The organism is Halobaculum rarum (genome assembly GCF_040025155.1).
GTDB lineage: Archaea > Halobacteriota > Halobacteria > Halobacteriales > Haloferacaceae > Halobaculum > Halobaculum rarum.
Map to the genome: position 1 here is coordinate 427,843 of NZ_CP157275.1, position 15,461 is coordinate 443,303.

The following is a 15,461-nucleotide window of genomic DNA, read 5'->3' on the forward strand; positions in this document are numbered from 1 at the left end:
TGTGGTTGACTAGATTGTACTCCCGTTAGTGGTCCGTAATCTCAGTACCTCTCACATATATCCTAACGCCTCAAGCTGCCCTTCAACTTCCTCGGAGGACTTGTGAGTGTCTGCTTGATCAATATCCGGGGTGTGTGATCTAGTATCCTTAGCACTTGTCAGGGCCCATGGGACTTTCTTCACTTTAGGGTGGGGGAAACCCAGCGGATGATTATATACGCCGAATTCGCCAAATGCCTCTCCGTGGTCTGCCGTGATCACAACTTTTTCTGCATCAATATTATCTAAGAGCACAGAAACATTATCAAGCCCATATCGAAGTTCATCAAGATATGATCTCCAAATCTTCTCTTTAGGATGCCCCCGACGAAGACTGCCAAATGGGTCCTTTTCGTGCGGCTTCATTTCTCGGTTCTCTCGGAGTGCGTTCGCTGTGTAGGGCTCATGCGGTTGCTTGTAATGTACGACCATCCGGTTAGGATTGTGCTCCCTCGAAACGGAGATTGCATGGTTAGTGATGGTTTCAGGTCGAGTCAAATCAGTTAACTTACACCCATCTGTTTTTTGCCACACCTCCTCAATTAGGTAGAAATCCTCTTTATTCACGACATCCCACTCGCAGAGATATGGTTCAAAACCCGACTCGGTTGTCGTTATACGGGGTGAACCCTCTGACATAACCCAGTCTGCGATCCCGCAGTAGTTCACCAATGCCGTTTCCTGAATTTCATCTAGGCGGTCCCGATTGAACGTATTTGCTATCCATTCGCGCGTTGCACTCCCAACTGACCAAATTGAATTGACGTTGTCAATAAAGTCGTACTCTGGAGCAACTTCTTTCAATGCATCCACTCGGCATGTATCGAGCACGATAACAACGTCCCAGTCTCGATCATAAATGTTTGTTCCGAACCGAAAACGCGACGAGGCGGCTAATAGCGGACCTTCAACCAAATTGTAATGGATCGGTCGGATCACGTTATTAAACACGGAATCTTCGATACTTGTCATATCCTCTGTCTGGGTGTCCATTTTTAAATATCAATCGGTTTGTTAAATCTGCTCTGTTGAATCCGCAGAAGGCGGCGGGATAGCGTCGCTGTAAAGGCGGTAGCGAAGTGGAAGAGCCGAATGTGACTAAACTCCTCTTCTGCTTCGTCAAACAAGCCGTGTCGCTGGCTCAAGAGCGCTGTGCCGCCAGTCCAACGGCGGTGAGTGAACCGGCTGGCCACGGATTTCCCGGCTGGAAGCATGTCACGCTCCACTTTTTGCGGGTTCACATAGACGCGACGTACCGCGAGATCGTCTATTGGGCGAGTGAGATGGATCGAGTTCATGGGCTGTTACAGCTTGCTCGAACAGCATTTCCTGCACCTACAACGCTGTACCGGTCGTTCGAGAGGGTGCCATATCCGTGTGGCGCGGTTTTCTTTGGGAGTCCGCGAACATCTGCGATCCGGACTCGCACAGGTCCATCGGTGCCACGTTTTTCGACCGTAAAACGGCATCGAGAGACTATCAATATCACTCGAATCGACATATACGCACGCTGAAAACAACGGTCCTCGTAGATCCTGACTCGTGTGCTATCTTCGACGTTCACTGTTCGACACACTGGCCGCACGACACCCAGACTGGCCGTAAAGTGGCTCTTCGCAACACCGAGAAAATCGAGAGTCTCGCCGGTGACAAGGGTTATGACGACCAATTTTTCAGGACACCCTCCGGTTAGAGGGCGTCCGGACACTCCTTCGTCACCGGCTGTTCGCTCCCTACGACCACGCCCAAAACGCACGGTTGGACAGCGAATTATACAGTCAGATATGGATGACCGAGACGGCCTTTTTCTCCATCAAATGTTGGATCGGCTCCACCGTCCACACTCATGCGTGGTATCGCGGGCTCCGTGAACTTGTGCTGACCGCCACTGTCTACAACCTTGAACAGGCTATCAAACAGCGATCCCCACGCCATCATCGAATCAACTAAGCAGGGTAAAGGGAGCCACACCTATTCCGGGTTCGCTGCCCAAGATAGGGCATCCTTGGCATAGGACAATCAAAGCCACGCGTTCTATGACGCTGATGAATAATCGGCCTTTGACCACCCAAGTACCTCTTCACGCACGCTGGGGACTTAGCAGGCTTTCATCCCATCAGAGCAGTGGATCAAACAATGTCCGCAACGTTATAGTATGAAATCTATGAAATAATAGTCAATATGGTTCAAATTTCTGGTAAAAAAGTAGTATGAGTATTCACGAAGGAAAAAGAAGGAAATGTACTATTGGATAGCCAATCCGATCATCAATTCGTGATGCAAGTTCACGATCTTCGTCCGAAAAGCCGCGAGTGAAACGGAGTGCAAGAAGATAGCTAGACGCGATAGATAGAGGTAAAACAACACCGATCAGTATATTTTTCCCACCAGATGAAGCTACAAACCAACCTACTACAAATGAGGGAGCAGCTGCGAGCCAAACTCGGAGCAACCTCGTGCTGAAGGGAATGATAGCTCGGAGAAGGTATATCTCGATAACACCAAAAAATCCAGCTATAGTTAGTGCACTTCCAGTCGCAATTCCCGCGCCGACAATCCCAAACCGAGGGACAAGCAATATGTCGAGACCGAAATTAACAGTAACTAAGACGAGCGTGTTGAAGAGCGTTAATCGAGTGTGCCCAAGACCTTCAAGCATCATACCCTCGGGCCCAAACGCTGAATTTAAAAGATAGCCGACCACGAGCGCGACAAGGGTGCTGCTAGCAACCACATATGTGTCTGTGAAGAGTAATGAAAGATATAGTTCGGGTGCCAGAACCAGGGTAATTGCAACTGGGAGTGAAAATATAGTGATCCATCGAGTTGCGAGCTGATATCGATTTTCGAGAAGAGAAGTGTCCCTTTTATTTTCTGATACAATAGGCTTAAAAATGGGTGTCAAAGAGCCGAGAACGATGAGGAGATTCCCGGCGAGGAGATACGCGACTCGATAGTGACCCACCTCAGCTGAACCAAGAAAATAACCTATGAGAAAATAATCGATCTGGCCGACAAGAGAATAAATAACACCTGCCAAGACTAATGGTAGGGAATATGAAAGAAGCGCTCGATTCGATATTGGATTCGATTTTGCATGTCGAATCCAGTCTGCTTCATAAATGAGGAATGCTATCCCACACGCGACTGCAGCCACTAGTCCAAGAAGGTAACCACCGACAAGTCCGAATAAACCAGCACCCGTCGACACCAGTACGATTGCACCAAGGGTTCGAACGAGTGGATTGAGGAAGTCTCGTATTACCACACGATACTTCATTTTTTTCAAGCTATTAAATGACGATATTAATATCTTGAAAGCTGTTTGAAGAGGAATAAGGAGGACAAAGAGTGGAATGATAAGTGCGATTTGGGGTTCATTAAATAGTGTCGCTAACTGCTCCCTCAAGAAAAAAATGCCCACTGCACCGAGAGCAGAACCGACGACACCAATAGTGAACACGTTCTGGAGTGTTTTTTTTGCCTGCCCATAGTGAGAGTCGCTCAGATACTGAGGGATAAAATAATCGACCGACCGATAAATATTCAAACTAACAAATCCCTGAACAAACATTAGGATAGAAAGACCAAGTGTAAAAATACCATACTCAGACGGTGTCACCAGACGTGTTGCGATAGCAACAAAGGCGAAGCCGAGAGCCTTCCCGACTATATTTCCAAAAAATGTGATACTTCCCTGAGTAGCCAGAGTGACTATTCCTTTACTGTTCTTGTTACCCATATATTTAATTGAGGTATCCCATATCACTGAGTCGTTTTTCGAGTTCGGCCTCTTCGTCTTCGTTCCACTGTCTTCCTCCAGTCTTCGATTGGCCGTATTCTTTCGTTACACGGACTTCTCTTTCGTCGACCAGCCTGCTAGAGAAGATTTCTGTTTTGACAGAGCCGTCCATTGATGCCGGTATCGGACTGTCGTGTAGGTAGAGCAACGTCGGTGCCATATCGAGGACGCTTATATTGTCGATACTCCCCATATCAAAGGAAGTCCCACTCGCAATAAGAATACCATCCGTTCGGTGATCCCCTGACCGATCGTGGGCGTTCTGTGCTGACGGCTGTATGAGCGAATCTGAGTGACCGCCTTTCATTGTATGATCTGGAACTGTGCGGACAATTAGGTCTGGAGCACTATCCAACATCCACCCTTTGAATTCTTCGTCACTTCGGATGACATCCTCAACTAATTTTGCCCCCGTATCTGGATGGCGAATCGAGAGTAAGGATTCCCGGATCTTTTCGACAATTTCGTCGTACTGCCCACGTGAGACAGTTCCCTTGGAGAATTTGTCGTCAACATTGACGTACAACGCTTGTCCAGACAATGCTGTAAAGAATGCCTGCGTCTCTTCCCAAACAATATCACGGTGTTCATCGTCTTGAAGTGAACTTCCAAACTCGAACCAAGACGCTGGAAGTATCGATTTGGTCGTCCCAGCTATATTTGCTCGGTTAAGTGCTTCCCATCCTGTTTTGATTGTCTTCGCTAGAATATCGTCAATCATTCTCTTCGGAGATGCGCCAGACTGGCGCGAAAGGAATCCTTCCTCCTCTAACCACTCATCGATATAGATATCATACGATAACGGACCAAAGCCGTGGTCGGAGAGCACAACAACGTCACAGTCGTTGTCAACTTCGTCTAGAAGCCGACCGATGCCACGATCAACAGTCGCATAGTACTCTTCGATAGCCCCGACTAGCGGAGAATCCGGATCATAACGCGGATGTGACTCGTCGAAGTACTTCCAAAAGAAGTGTTGAACGCGATCCGATCCATCGTAGACTGTCATTGAAAAGTCCGTCTCGTGTTCTTGAAGTAATTCGAGGAAGATCTCAGTCTGGCGTTCTGCGACCTCAATCAGATTTTGTTTGAACGCCTTGTAGTCTCCCGCCCGTTGGAGTGACCAGTCTTCGAAGAGATCCTCAATCGGACCGACACGGTCAACTAACGACTGTGGTTTCGCAAAGTCGTCAACTATATTGGGTGTCGGAAATCCTGAAACAATGAATCCGTCCACATCACTGGGAGGGTACACGAACGGAATTTTGAATAATCCAGTGCTTATGCCGTGATCGTTCATAACCTCCCAGAATGGGGTCGCACTTCGATCCGAGGAATTGATTGACCGTCTTTTGTACTCCTCATCGAACGTGCTAAAATCGAAGATACCGTGCTTGCCAGGATTCGTACCCGTATTAATAGAATTCCAGGCTGGCGGCGAAACAGGGGGGGTGATCGACTTAAGAGGCCCAGAAACACCGTTCTGTTTGAGTTGAGCAAGATTCGGTAATCGTCCCGCTTCAATCATGGGATCGATAACATCCCACTCACCCCCATCAAGACCAATAACGAGCGTGTCCATATACATCTCCAATATTTCTCAGCAGTTATGAATCCTTCAGATGGACATCGAAAAGACAATCAATCTATTCTAGCGAGTGATCTATAGATGATCCACGATCTCGAAGTCCGCGACCTTCAAGTAAATGTCGACGAACGCGGTCATCTCGTCGAAGTATTCCGGAACGACTGGGATGAGTACGATATTGACCCGGCGATGTCTTACTATTCGATGACCTATCCGGGAATCATCCGCGCCTGGCACCGCCATCTCGAAGGCCAGATCGACCACTTCGTCTGCCCTGAAGGCCGTATCAAGGTCGGTGTCTACGACGATCGGATAGGTTCTCCTACTGAAGGCGAACTCAATACGTTTGTCATCGGCGGGCACAATCAACAAATGATCCGTATACCTGGCGACTGCTGGCACGGCTTCAAAGCGATTGGCGACAAGCCTTCACTCCTTATAAACTATCCAACGGAACTCTACGACTACGAGAATCCGGACGAAGAGCGCATCCCCTACGACACAGACAAAATACCTTTAGACTGGGAAGAAGAACCGCACGCATAATGAAGGGAGTACTCCTTTCGGGGGGAACAGGCTCACGCCTCCGTCCGATAACCCACACCGGGCCGAAACAACTCGTCCCAGTGGCGAACAAACCAGTCCTCGAATACGCTATCGAGGACCTCAAAGAGGCTGGCATCACCGAAATCGGTGTCATCCTCGGAAACAAAGGCCGCGACGAGATACAGAAACTCCTCGGTGACGGATCCAAATATGGCGTGAATATCACGTACATCGTCCAGGGAAACCCACTTGGACTCGCGCACGCTGCCGGCTGTGCAAAAGACTTCGTCGGTGACGATGATTTCGTGATGTACCTCGGGGACAACATCCTGAAATCGGGCGTCACCGATCTTGTCGAGAGCTTTGAGGCGGGTGACTATGGTGCCGGAATCGCACTCCAAGAAGTAGACGATCCGCAGGCCTTTGGTATCGCAGATGTTGATGATGAGGGCAACGTCACGAAGCTCATCGAGAAACCCAACGAACCGCCGACGAACCTCGCGCTTATCGGAATGTATGTGTTCTCATCCGCGGTCTTCGACTCTATCGACGAACTCGAACCGTCGTGGCGTGGCGAGCTCGAAATTACGGACGCCATTCAGGATCTTCTCGAAGACGGCTACGAAATCAACTCTCACGTCGTCACGGGCTGGTGGAAGGACACCGGAAAACCCGAGGACATTCTGGAAGCGAACCGTCTCGTCCTCGAGGATACCAAACTGAATACAGCAGGCGTCGTTGAGGACGGTGCAGAGACCGACGGCCGTATCGAACTTGCGGACTCCTCGGTTATCGAAGACGGTGCTGTCGTTCGCGGTCCCGTCTCCATCGCAGAGAACACGACGATCAAGAGCGGGACGTACGTTGGTCCGTATACGTCGATTGGTGCGAACTCCACACTGGAGGATATCCACATCGAGAATAGCGTCGTCATCGGCGGTTCTGAAATCACCGCGAATGGCCGTATCGTCGATAGCTTACTCGGACGCAACGCCAACGTCGAGAGCGCGGACGAACTCCTTCCGGAGGGACGACGCCTAGTCGTTGGCGAAAACTCACAGCTCAAACTCTAACGATGCGCATCATCACTCACACCTGTCCGGCCTGTGGCACCGTCGTTGCAGCGAACGAACTCGAAGACAACCGCGTGATGAAGTGTCCGGGACTCGGCTGTCAGGAAGTTCTTCGCTTCGAGCATCTCCCCGAGGACGCACGCGAACACTTCCTCGAAAACCGGGACCGATACCAAATCTAACGCAGCGCGTTCCAGGCAGTTTCGACGTCCTCGCGCAACGTTGGCTGGGGACGACCAAGCTCTGATTCCACCTTTTCAACGTCAAGGCAGCTGTACGTCGGTCGCGTCGCATCTCGTTCGACGTCGTCCATCGATCCCTTACTGAGTAATTCCTCGCTATTGCCGACGTGATCGGCAATCACTTCCCCGAACTCGTAGGGGGTAGCACACGATGAACACGTGATATGGAAGAGGCCAGTAGCATCCTGCTTGATCAGATCCAGTAGTGTTTCGGCGGCTTGGCCGGCGCGTGTCGGGGTTACCCATTGATCCGTGAACAAGGGTACGTCTTGGCCTGACTGGAGTTGGCTACGAACCCACGCCGGGAACCCCATGAGATCTTTGCTACTTCGGTGGATACCCCAGACGAACGATAGCCGAATCACGAGCGCATCCGTGGTTTCTTCGGTGACCGCCTGTTCGCCTGCTAGCTTCGACTCGCCATACACCTGTACTGGATTCGTGTCTGCCGACTCACCGTACGGATCACGTTCCGTCCCATCGAAGACGTAGTCGGTCGAAATGTGAACGAATCCTACATCGTTCGAGTCACAGTGAGCGGCCAACCCGCCTGGTGCGTCGCCGTTGAGTATTTGGGCTTGTTTCGGATTCGTTTCACAGCCATCGACATCCGTCATCGCGGCACAGTTGACGACCACGTCTGGGTCGTGTTTGCTGAGGACGTCGTCGAACGAGTCGTATTCTCGAAGATCGAACTGCGTGAGTAGAATGTCGAACGCCGGTCGCTTTGAGTGATAGGTTCCAGAGACGTTCCATCCGCGTTGCTGACCTGCACGTACGACGTTGCTACCGAGGAGACCGTTCGCACCGACGACGAGGAGTTGCATACTGTAGTGTTCCGACAGAAATGTAAATAGGTACTGCGAATACGATCATAACATGCGAATTCTCGTCACTGGCGGTGCTGGATTCATCGGGTCAAATTTCATCCATTACGTCCTTGACGAACACGAGGATGACGAAATAATCACGCTGGACGCATTGACGTATGCGGGTTCGAAGGATAACCTCGATGGCGTTCTTGACGACCCACGACACGAGTTCGTCGAAGGTGATATCCGCGACCGCGAACTCGTCACGGACCTCGTCTCCGACGTCGATGCAATCGTCAACTTCGCGGCGGAATCACACGTAGACCGGTCAATCGGAGGTGCGAAACCCTTCGTCACGACGAACGTCCAGGGCACTCAGACCCTCCTTGACGCCGCCAACGAAGCAGATATCGAGCGCTTCCTCCAGATCTCGACCGATGAGGTGTACGGCCAGATTCTCGACGGGAAGTTCTCCGAGGACGACCCACTCAACCCCCGGAACCCCTATTCGGCTACGAAGGCAGGTGCAGACCTCCTCGTACAGAGCTTCCAAACGACTCACGACCTCCCCGTCCTCATAACGCGGACATGCAATAACTTCGGTCCCCGTCAGCACCCCGAAAAACTCATCCCGAAATTCATCCAGAACGCGGCCGACGGCCAGGACCTGCCCGTCTACGGCGATGGGTCAAACGTCCGCGAGTGGATCTACGTCGAGGATAACTGCCGAGCACTCGACGTGGTCCTCCGGGAGGGGGAAGTGGGAGAGATCTATAACATCGGAAGTCACGCGGAGAAGACGAATCTCGAAGTCACCGAAGCGATTCTGGACGCCGTCGGGGCAGACGACGACCTGATCGAATTCGTCGAGGACCGCGCCGGCCACGACCAGCGCTACGCACTCGAAACCGAGAAAATCGAAGCACTCGGCTGGGAACCGGAATACACGTTCGAAGAGGGTCTCGAACGAACCGTCGAGTACTACTTGAACTGACGATGCCTACCGAAGAGAAACCGATCCCGCCGTCCGAGTGGCAGGCAATCGTAGAGAACGTTCCACTCGTCTCCGTTGACCTCGTCGTCGAACATGATGGCGGTATTCTCTTGGGCAAACGCGAAAACGAGCCCGCCAAAGGAGAATGGTTCGTGCCCGGTGGAACGGTACTGAAGAATGAATCCCGGACTGAGGCTGTCCACCGCGTCGCTAAGGAAGAACTCGGAGAATCTGTCGTCATTGACGAGTGCCTTGGTACCTACGAGCATTTCTACGATACGTCTGAGATTGTGGGTGTTGACTCGAAACACTACGTGGCGACTGCGTATCGCTGCCATCTCGAACACGACGAGCCCGATTTCTCTGGCGACGACCAACACAGCGCGCTTGACGTCTTCCATCCACCGTTCAACGACCTTCATCCGTACGTTGAACGATATCTTGACGACCTCTAAGATAGTACTTGGACTACCGAAGACCCTGCTCACGAATCATCTTCCCGATCTGATCCCTCAGCCGTTGGATCGAAATCAGGGAAACCGAACAAAGCAGCGTCGAAAGTCCCGAATGCGAAATGGACTACCCGATGGGTACCCCGTAGTTCTGATGTCGCGCCAGATGTTCGGCGACGATTGACCGTCATCGGGACTCGATAGGATCGACGCGGTTCCGATCGGACGCTGCTTTTTATCGGTTCGCGGGCGACACAGAGTTGTCGTTGACACCAACAATCCCGCTCACGAAGAGATGTAACCGATCGATCGTGTTGCCACGTCAGCAGTGCGCTCGTCGACGGTGGAAGTCATGTGAAACTCGACTTCTGTAGCGCTATTGAGCGTTGCGAGCGACCACGGGAGGACGTGGCTTCGTTTCCCAAGCGGCTCGCCCTCGTAGTCAACATCTCGGAGCGTGAGCGACTCCTCGTGATAGGTTTTCGTGGAGATCAAGACGGTGATGAGCTGGACGCCGTGGGTAGTGAATCGTGGTGCCCCCACACGAGCATCGGACGACCTTTCTCGGAGAGCGGATCGGTTCCCCAGACGATATCGCCGCGTTCTAGGTCATCGAACGCGGTCACTGCACCCGCTCCATGTCGTCGGTCTGGAGTTCCTCCAGACTCTCCTCGCCGTAAACACCGAGATCCGCTCCTCGGAGAAAGAGAGGTATGGACGGGTCACACACTCAAGTACCCACGTCCGCTCGACAGAGACATGCCGCCCTCGTCGTCGATACCGTCCCTTCGCTCCCTTGCGGCGGTCAGTGACCGATTCCTGGACGAGGGGCATGTCCGGATCCAGGAGTACCCCGACGGGACGCTGATCGGGGTCAGGCTCGACGACGACAACCGGCTCCGGGTCGTGTTTCCCGAGACATCAGTCGACGGGCGCGAGAACTATTCTTGGGTCCCGGCAGATTCGGTGCCGCCGCAGTACGACTTCGCCATTCGGTATCTCAGACGGCGGCTCGATCGGAACGCGTTGCACACCTCCGTCGCCGACCCGACAGCTGTGACGATCTGGGGGATCGCGGTCCATCGCCGCCACCGGGGCTACGATTGGGATCTCGCTCCGCCGGTGGTCGGTCTCGATATCGACCATCCCGGGACGGCGTTGCTGCCGCACGAACTCGATCGGGCGTTCGACGAGCTCGGCCTCCCGACGCTTCCGACGCTCGACACGGAGGTACATGTCCGGGAGCTCTCCGCCGACGGCGTCGCGCCGCCGGAGACGCGCTGGGGCGACGGGACCGCCCTCGGCGTCCTCTACCGGAAGAAGGGCGGCGGCCTAGCAGTCACACGGGCGCCGGCGTATCAGGACGCGCCACCGGATCCCGAGCCGATCACCGAGTCAGCGGAGACGTACGCCGCGGAGGTCGCCTCGCCCGAGACGATCGCGTCGCTGGCGACGACACTCGACTCGGAGGGCCAGTCGCCGACCGTGTCGGCGATCACCGATCGTGTCATGGACCGGACGCTCCGGGACCAGTACCCGCGTATCACACACGGCGAGACGACGCTGGCCATCGACGCGCTCCGAAGTGCCGTCGCTCGACGGGTGGCCGAGTTCGTCGGCTCGTCGGCGAACAGCTAGCGCCGTCTAGTTCACTCGTCCGTCTGTTGGGGAGGTTCGCGCTGTACCACGAGGACAGGGCCGAGGAACCGGTCGGCGACTTGGTCCGCCGGCAGCCCGAACACGAACGTCGCCAGGGAGGGATCGGATTCGCCCATGACGACGGTATCGAACTCCTCGGCCGCCTCGACGATCGCGCCGAGTGCCTCCCGGTCCCGATCGACACGCGTCTCGATCGTCGACGTGTCCATCCCCAAGTTCCCCAGCCGGTCCAGCAGTCCATCGAGGAGTGTCCCGACGTCCTCGTCCGTTTCATTGTCCGCCGCGACGTGGTACAGCGTCACCGACACATCCGTCTCCCCGAACAGGCCGGCGACGACACGGGCGAGGCGGTCGATCCCCACGGCACCACGGACAGCGACGAGGACGTCTTCGACCGGGCCGGTGGCGTTCGGGACGAGCGCGGCCAGACAGTCGTGTTCGGTCGTCATCCGGTCGATCGTCTTCTGGCCGTTGTGGGTGAACACGAGCCGTCGCTCGACGGTCGCTCCCGCCTCCTCGAAGATCGTCTCGTACTCGTCGAGCCGTTCGATGGCTCGGTCCTCGAACTGCATCCGCGCCTGTCCCGGTGCCGTTTGTTCCGGGATGACGTGATACCCCAAGAGGACGACGTGGGCGTTCGCGAGGAGGCCGGGAACACCCTCCGGAACTGATTCCCCTTCGAGCACGCGAATCGGGACGAGTATCGATGGACGGTCCGTCATGGTTAGATGTCCCCCTTGAGTGTGACGTCCCCAGCGTAATAACGGTACCAGAGGTACGAGACGAGCATCACCACGATACCGATGCCGATCGACGCGGGCTGCATGAACGCGATCAGCCCGAAACTGGCGAGCGCACCCACCGCCGGAACCACCGGATAGCCCGGCACACGGTAGCTGGGGGAGTACCACTCGGGATCCCGCCGTCGCAACACGATCAGTGCGATACACATCAGTCCGTACATGATCAGGTGGAGGAACGAGGCGACCTCCGCGAGCAGTTCGACTCGGCCGGTCGCGACGAGGACCAGGATCGGCCCACCGGCAGCGAGCAACGCGATGTGTGGGGTGCCGTATCGGAGGTTGATCTCGCTCGCCTTTCTGGGGAGCAAGGCATCACGGCTGAGTGCGTACACCGCCCGCGATGCGCTGAGAATCGACGCGTTCGCGCTCGAGAACGTCGCCAACAGCCCGGCCCCCAAGATCGCGATCGCACCAGGCAACCCGAGGAAGTCACGTGCGACCTCGACCATGGCCGTTTCACCGAACTGTCCCAACCGGTCGGCACCGAACGCGCTGGTCGCGACGAAGATCGTCACGACGTAGAAGACCGTGACAATAAGCACCGAGCCGACCATCGCCAGCGGGAGGTTCCGGCCCGGCTGTTTGATCTCGCCCGCGACGGTCGCGACCTGGGCGAACCCCAGATACGACGTGAACACGAGCGCCGCGGTCGTCAACACCGGAAAGTATCCCCTCGAAAAGAACTGCTCGGGAACGGTTCCGCCACCGAACACACCCACGGCGTCGAGGACACCGTACGAGAGAAAGCCCGTGAGCACCACGAGGAGGATCCCGACCACCACGTTCTGGATCTTCGCGGTGTTCTCCGTGCCGCCGATACTCAACGCCGTCAGTGCGGCGCCAAAGAGCAGTCCGATCCCGATGACGGGATTGAACGAGAGCGCGATACCGAGTTCGCTGAAGACGGCGCTCGCGTAGTGACCGAGCCCGACCAGATAGAACGCGGAGGCGAACATCAGCCCCAGCCACAGGCCCAACCCGACGATCGCGCCGTAGGCGGTTCCCATCCCGCGGGAGACGAAGTAGTACCCGCCACCGCTCCGGGGCATCGCCGTGGCGAGTTCCGAGGTCGGGAGCGCCACGAGCAACGCGATCAGTCCGCCGATAGCGAACGAGAGTGTGGCAGCGAGCCCCGCGTTGCTTGCCGCCAGTCCCGGGAACACGAAGATGCCCGCACCGATCATGGTCCCGATCCCGATCGCGAGCCCGCCGACCAGCCCGATCGTTCGCTCGAGTTCGACGTCGTCATCGTGGACGGTCGTGTCGTCGGTGACCGCCTCCGGCTCCGCAGCGGGTGACTCACCGGCGACGTTCTCGCCCGTTGGCGTGACGTCGACGGGCTGTTCAGTCATACGACACGGATAGTTTCAGCCGTCAGATAAAACCGCCGGCCGGTTGTACGGGTGACTCGACAGCCGGGACAACTTGAGCAACTCGAGCGGCTACTGGTCCGGAATTGCGCTGACCAACGTTCGGAGCGGTAGTCCGAAGGTCGCGAGACGAGTCTCGGGCAGCGGTACGTCTCCGCCGTTGGACTGTCGGACGAACGTTTAATCCCCCCGTCTGTCAAAGTGGTCGTCATGGCTTGTATCCCCGTTCGTGGAGGGCCCTGAGCGTGGCGGGAGTGGTCTTCTGGGCACTCGTTGTGCTGGCGACGCTCACCAGCCTCGCCACGGCGTGGGCCCTCGGTGCCAACAGTAACTCGCCGCCGTTCGCTCCGGCGATCGGTGCCAACGCCGTCTCGACGATGCGGGCGGCCTTCCTCATCGGCATCCTCGCGGCGCTCGGCGCACTCACCCAGGGTGGGGCGATCTCCGAGACGGTCGGGGCGGGGCTCATCAACGGCGTCCAGATCACGTCGCTGGCTGCGACAGCGGGCTTGCTGACCGCGACTGGGTTCATGATATTCGGCGTCTACAGCGGCTATCCGGTCCCGGCTGCGTTCGCGACTACCGGGGCGATGGTCGGCGTCGGACTCTCGCTCGGTGGCGACCCCGCCCTCGACACGTACCGCCGCATCGCGACCTTCTGGGTGCTTGTCCCCCCCGTTTCGGGCGGGCTCGCCTATCTGACCGCCACCCTCCTCCGACGCGACGATATCCCGGAGACCGTCGGCGTCCCGTTGCTCGCGGCGGTCGTCGGCGGCATCATCGCGAACATCCAACTGGGGGTCATCCCCTCGCCGCCGGAGGCAACCCAGAGCTCCATCGCGGGGTTCATCGCGCGACAGATCGAGACTCCGACGTTCGCCGGGATCGACCCCCTCGCGGTGCTCGTGACGATCGCGGCCGCCGCGGCGGGGTTTCGGCTCATCCGCCGCCGGACCCAAGCGTCGACAGAGGACGGTATCCGGACGTTCCTCCTCATCCTCGGGAGCGTCGTCGCCTTCTCCAGTGGCGGCAGTCAGGTCGGGCTGGCGACCGGCCCGCTCGAGAACCTCTATCGGGCCGAACTCGGGCTCCCCGGTATCGTCCTGTTGACGTTGGGCGCGACCGGCATCCTCGCGGGCGCGTGGATGGGCGCGCCCAAGTTGCTCCAAGCGACCTCCCGCGAGTACGCACAGCTCGGGGTCAGACGCTCTATCGCCGCGCTGGTTCCCGGATTCATCATCGCGCAAGTCGCTATCGCGCTGGGGATCCCTATCTCGTTCAACAACATCATCATCTCCGGCGTCATCGGCGGCGGGCTCGCGGGCGGCTCGGCCGGCGTCTCTCGCCGGAAGATCGGCGTGACCCTCGCGTTCTGGCTCATCACGCTCACCACCTCGATCGCGATCGGGTTCGGACTCTACAAGGCCTTCGCCGCGGTGCTCGGCGGGTAAGCGGAGCCGGATCAGCGGACAACAGTCACCGTCACGGGGGCTTCCCCGACGACGCTCGTCGCCACGGTTCCGAGCAGCCGGCGAGCGATATCGCTCCGTTCGCCGCCGTGTCCCCCCATCACGACGTGGTCGACGTCGTGGGCGTCGACGTACTCGAGGATAGCCTCGGCCGGGTCACCGGTTTTCACCGCCGTCTCGATCGGTCGGTCGACATCGGTGGCCCGTTCATTCGCTTGTTCGACGACGCGCTCGGCCCGGTCACGTGCGCGCTCGCGACGGTCCTCGCTGGATTCGAGGATCCCCCCCTCGCTCATCCCCGCGTCGAGCGGCGTCACCACGTTCAGGACTGTCAGCCGACAGTCGAAGAGTTCGAGCGCCTGTTTGAATGCCTCGTCAGCCAGCGGTGATCCGTCGAGCGGGACGAGAACGTGCGATGGCGCCATAGGACCGCTTGGATCTGCTTGCACATATTGACAGTGGTCGTCCGACGCACAGGTGTGGCCGATACGACCGAACCGGCCCCGTGCTCCGGCAACGAGAGCGCACCCATCCGAACAGTAGCACCTCGGTCAACGGCACCCACTGCGTACATCCGGCAGTGCGTGGAGTAGAAGCGACCTGTCGGGCACG

14 protein-coding genes and 2 pseudogenes are annotated in these 15,461 nt (G+C 56.6%); 8 read left to right on the forward strand and 8 right to left on the reverse strand.

What is annotated here, in order from left to right:
* Positions 1–51: 51 nt before the first annotated feature.
* Positions 52–870 carry a hypothetical protein gene (locus tag ABJD39_RS02255; RefSeq protein ID WP_348611562.1) on the reverse strand — a complete coding sequence of 273 codons (819 nt, stop codon included), beginning with the start codon at positions 868–870 and terminating at the stop codon, positions 52–54.
* A 263-nt stretch (positions 871–1,133) separates the two neighbouring features.
* Here ABJD39_RS02255 and ABJD39_RS02260 point away from each other — a divergent pair.
* Positions 1,134–1,989 (forward strand): annotated as a pseudogene (locus ABJD39_RS02260) (transposase).
* Between the two features lie 268 nt (positions 1,990–2,257).
* Here ABJD39_RS02260 and ABJD39_RS02265 read toward each other — a convergent pair.
* A complete protein-coding gene (locus ABJD39_RS02265; RefSeq protein ID WP_348611565.1) occupies positions 2,258–3,781 on the reverse strand; it encodes a flippase in 1,524 nt (507 codons plus the stop codon).
* A gap of 4 nt (positions 3,782–3,785) precedes the next feature.
* Positions 3,786–5,423, reverse strand: a complete 1,638-nt coding sequence (locus tag ABJD39_RS02270; RefSeq protein ID WP_348611568.1) for an alkaline phosphatase family protein — start codon at positions 5,421–5,423, stop codon at positions 3,786–3,788.
* An 87-nt stretch (positions 5,424–5,510) separates the two neighbouring features.
* Between ABJD39_RS02270 and ABJD39_RS02275 the strand changes: the two genes are divergently transcribed.
* Genes ABJD39_RS02275 through ABJD39_RS02285 form a run of 3 tightly spaced genes read left to right on the forward strand, consistent with a single transcriptional unit; the run spans position 5,511 to position 7,230 of the window.
* Positions 5,511–5,975 carry a dTDP-4-dehydrorhamnose 3,5-epimerase family protein gene (locus tag ABJD39_RS02275; protein ID WP_348611571.1) on the forward strand — a complete coding sequence of 155 codons (465 nt, stop codon included), beginning with the start codon at positions 5,511–5,513 and terminating at the stop codon, positions 5,973–5,975.
* Positions 5,975–7,048 carry a glucose-1-phosphate thymidylyltransferase gene (locus ABJD39_RS02280; protein ID WP_348611574.1) on the forward strand — a complete coding sequence of 358 codons (1,074 nt, stop codon included), beginning with the start codon at positions 5,975–5,977 and terminating at the stop codon, positions 7,046–7,048. Before ABJD39_RS02275 ends, ABJD39_RS02280 begins: the two co-directional genes overlap by 1 nt.
* Before the next feature lie 2 nt (positions 7,049–7,050).
* Positions 7,051–7,230, forward strand: a complete 180-nt coding sequence (locus ABJD39_RS02285) for a hypothetical protein (protein WP_348611577.1) — start codon at positions 7,051–7,053, stop codon at positions 7,228–7,230.
* On the opposite strand, the gene rfbD is transcribed toward ABJD39_RS02285, so the two are convergent.
* Positions 7,227–8,117 (reverse strand): dTDP-4-dehydrorhamnose reductase, encoded by an 891-nt coding sequence (gene rfbD / locus ABJD39_RS02290; protein ID WP_348611579.1) that lies wholly within the window; start codon positions 8,115–8,117, stop codon positions 7,227–7,229. The two genes, ABJD39_RS02285 and rfbD, sit on opposite strands and share 4 nt — an antisense overlap.
* A gap of 52 nt (positions 8,118–8,169) precedes the next feature.
* Here rfbD and rfbB point away from each other — a divergent pair, with 52 nt between their 5' ends.
* On the forward strand, positions 8,170–9,096 hold the full coding sequence (gene rfbB / locus ABJD39_RS02295) for a dTDP-glucose 4,6-dehydratase (protein ID WP_348611582.1): 927 nt from the start codon (positions 8,170–8,172) through the stop codon (positions 9,094–9,096).
* Between the two features lie 2 nt (positions 9,097–9,098).
* Positions 9,099–9,551 (forward strand): GDP-mannose mannosyl hydrolase, encoded by a 453-nt coding sequence (locus tag ABJD39_RS02300; RefSeq protein WP_348611585.1) that lies wholly within the window; start codon positions 9,099–9,101, stop codon positions 9,549–9,551.
* Positions 9,552–9,833: 282 nt separating this feature from the next.
* On the opposite strand, the pseudogene ABJD39_RS02305 reads toward ABJD39_RS02300, so the two are convergent.
* A pseudogene (locus ABJD39_RS02305) lies at positions 9,834–10,174 on the reverse strand (PemK-like protein).
* A gap of 133 nt (positions 10,175–10,307) precedes the next feature.
* Between ABJD39_RS02305 and ABJD39_RS02310 the strand changes: the two are divergent.
* A complete protein-coding gene (locus ABJD39_RS02310) occupies positions 10,308–11,186 on the forward strand; it encodes a hypothetical protein (protein ID WP_348611588.1) in 879 nt (292 codons plus the stop codon).
* An 11-nt stretch (positions 11,187–11,197) separates the two neighbouring features.
* Here ABJD39_RS02310 and ABJD39_RS02315 read toward each other — a convergent pair whose 3' ends face one another.
* Both ABJD39_RS02315 and ABJD39_RS02320 read right to left on the reverse strand, forming a co-directional pair.
* Positions 11,198–11,929, reverse strand: a complete 732-nt coding sequence (locus ABJD39_RS02315; RefSeq protein WP_348611591.1) for a universal stress protein — start codon at positions 11,927–11,929, stop codon at positions 11,198–11,200.
* Positions 11,930–11,931: 2 nt separating this feature from the next.
* Positions 11,932–13,362 (reverse strand): APC family permease, encoded by a 1,431-nt coding sequence (locus ABJD39_RS02320; protein WP_348611594.1) that lies wholly within the window; start codon positions 13,360–13,362, stop codon positions 11,932–11,934.
* A 263-nt stretch (positions 13,363–13,625) separates the two neighbouring features.
* Here ABJD39_RS02320 and ABJD39_RS02325 point away from each other — a divergent pair, with 263 nt between their 5' ends.
* Positions 13,626–14,831: an inorganic phosphate transporter gene (locus tag ABJD39_RS02325; protein ID WP_348611597.1), complete on the forward strand. Its 1,206-nt coding sequence runs from the start codon at positions 13,626–13,628 to the stop codon at positions 14,829–14,831.
* Between the two features lie 11 nt (positions 14,832–14,842).
* Here the strand turns inward: ABJD39_RS02325 and ABJD39_RS02330 are convergent, their stop codons facing one another.
* Positions 14,843–15,274, reverse strand: a complete 432-nt coding sequence (locus tag ABJD39_RS02330) for a universal stress protein (RefSeq protein ID WP_348611600.1) — start codon at positions 15,272–15,274, stop codon at positions 14,843–14,845.
* Positions 15,275–15,461: the final 187 nt, after the last annotated feature.

What these genes read in the sequence shown, in the direction of transcription:
- ABJD39_RS02265 (WP_348611565.1), bottom strand. Translation starts at nt 3,781, where the DNA reads ATGGGTAACAAGAACAGTAAAGGAATAGTCACTCTGGCTACTCAGGGA.
- ABJD39_RS02270 (WP_348611568.1), bottom strand. Translation starts at nt 5,423, where the DNA reads ATGGACACGCTCGTTATTGGTCTTGATGGGGGTGAGTGGGATGTTATC.
- ABJD39_RS02275 (WP_348611571.1), top strand. Translation starts at nt 5,511, where the DNA reads ATGATCCACGATCTCGAAGTCCGCGACCTTCAAGTAAATGTCGACGAA.
- ABJD39_RS02280 (WP_348611574.1), top strand. Translation starts at nt 5,975, where the DNA reads ATGAAGGGAGTACTCCTTTCGGGGGGAACAGGCTCACGCCTCCGTCCG.
- ABJD39_RS02285 (WP_348611577.1), top strand. Translation starts at nt 7,051, where the DNA reads ATGCGCATCATCACTCACACCTGTCCGGCCTGTGGCACCGTCGTTGCA.
- rfbD (WP_348611579.1), bottom strand. Translation starts at nt 8,117, where the DNA reads ATGCAACTCCTCGTCGTCGGTGCGAACGGTCTCCTCGGTAGCAACGTC.
- rfbB (WP_348611582.1), top strand. Translation starts at nt 8,170, where the DNA reads ATGCGAATTCTCGTCACTGGCGGTGCTGGATTCATCGGGTCAAATTTC.
- ABJD39_RS02300 (WP_348611585.1), top strand. Translation starts at nt 9,099, where the DNA reads ATGCCTACCGAAGAGAAACCGATCCCGCCGTCCGAGTGGCAGGCAATC.
- ABJD39_RS02310 (WP_348611588.1), top strand. Translation starts at nt 10,308, where the DNA reads ATGCCGCCCTCGTCGTCGATACCGTCCCTTCGCTCCCTTGCGGCGGTC.
- ABJD39_RS02315 (WP_348611591.1), bottom strand. Translation starts at nt 11,929, where the DNA reads ATGACGGACCGTCCATCGATACTCGTCCCGATTCGCGTGCTCGAAGGG.
- ABJD39_RS02320 (WP_348611594.1), bottom strand. Translation starts at nt 13,362, where the DNA reads ATGACTGAACAGCCCGTCGACGTCACGCCAACGGGCGAGAACGTCGCC.
- ABJD39_RS02330 (WP_348611600.1), bottom strand. Translation starts at nt 15,274, where the DNA reads ATGGCGCCATCGCACGTTCTCGTCCCGCTCGACGGATCACCGCTGGCT.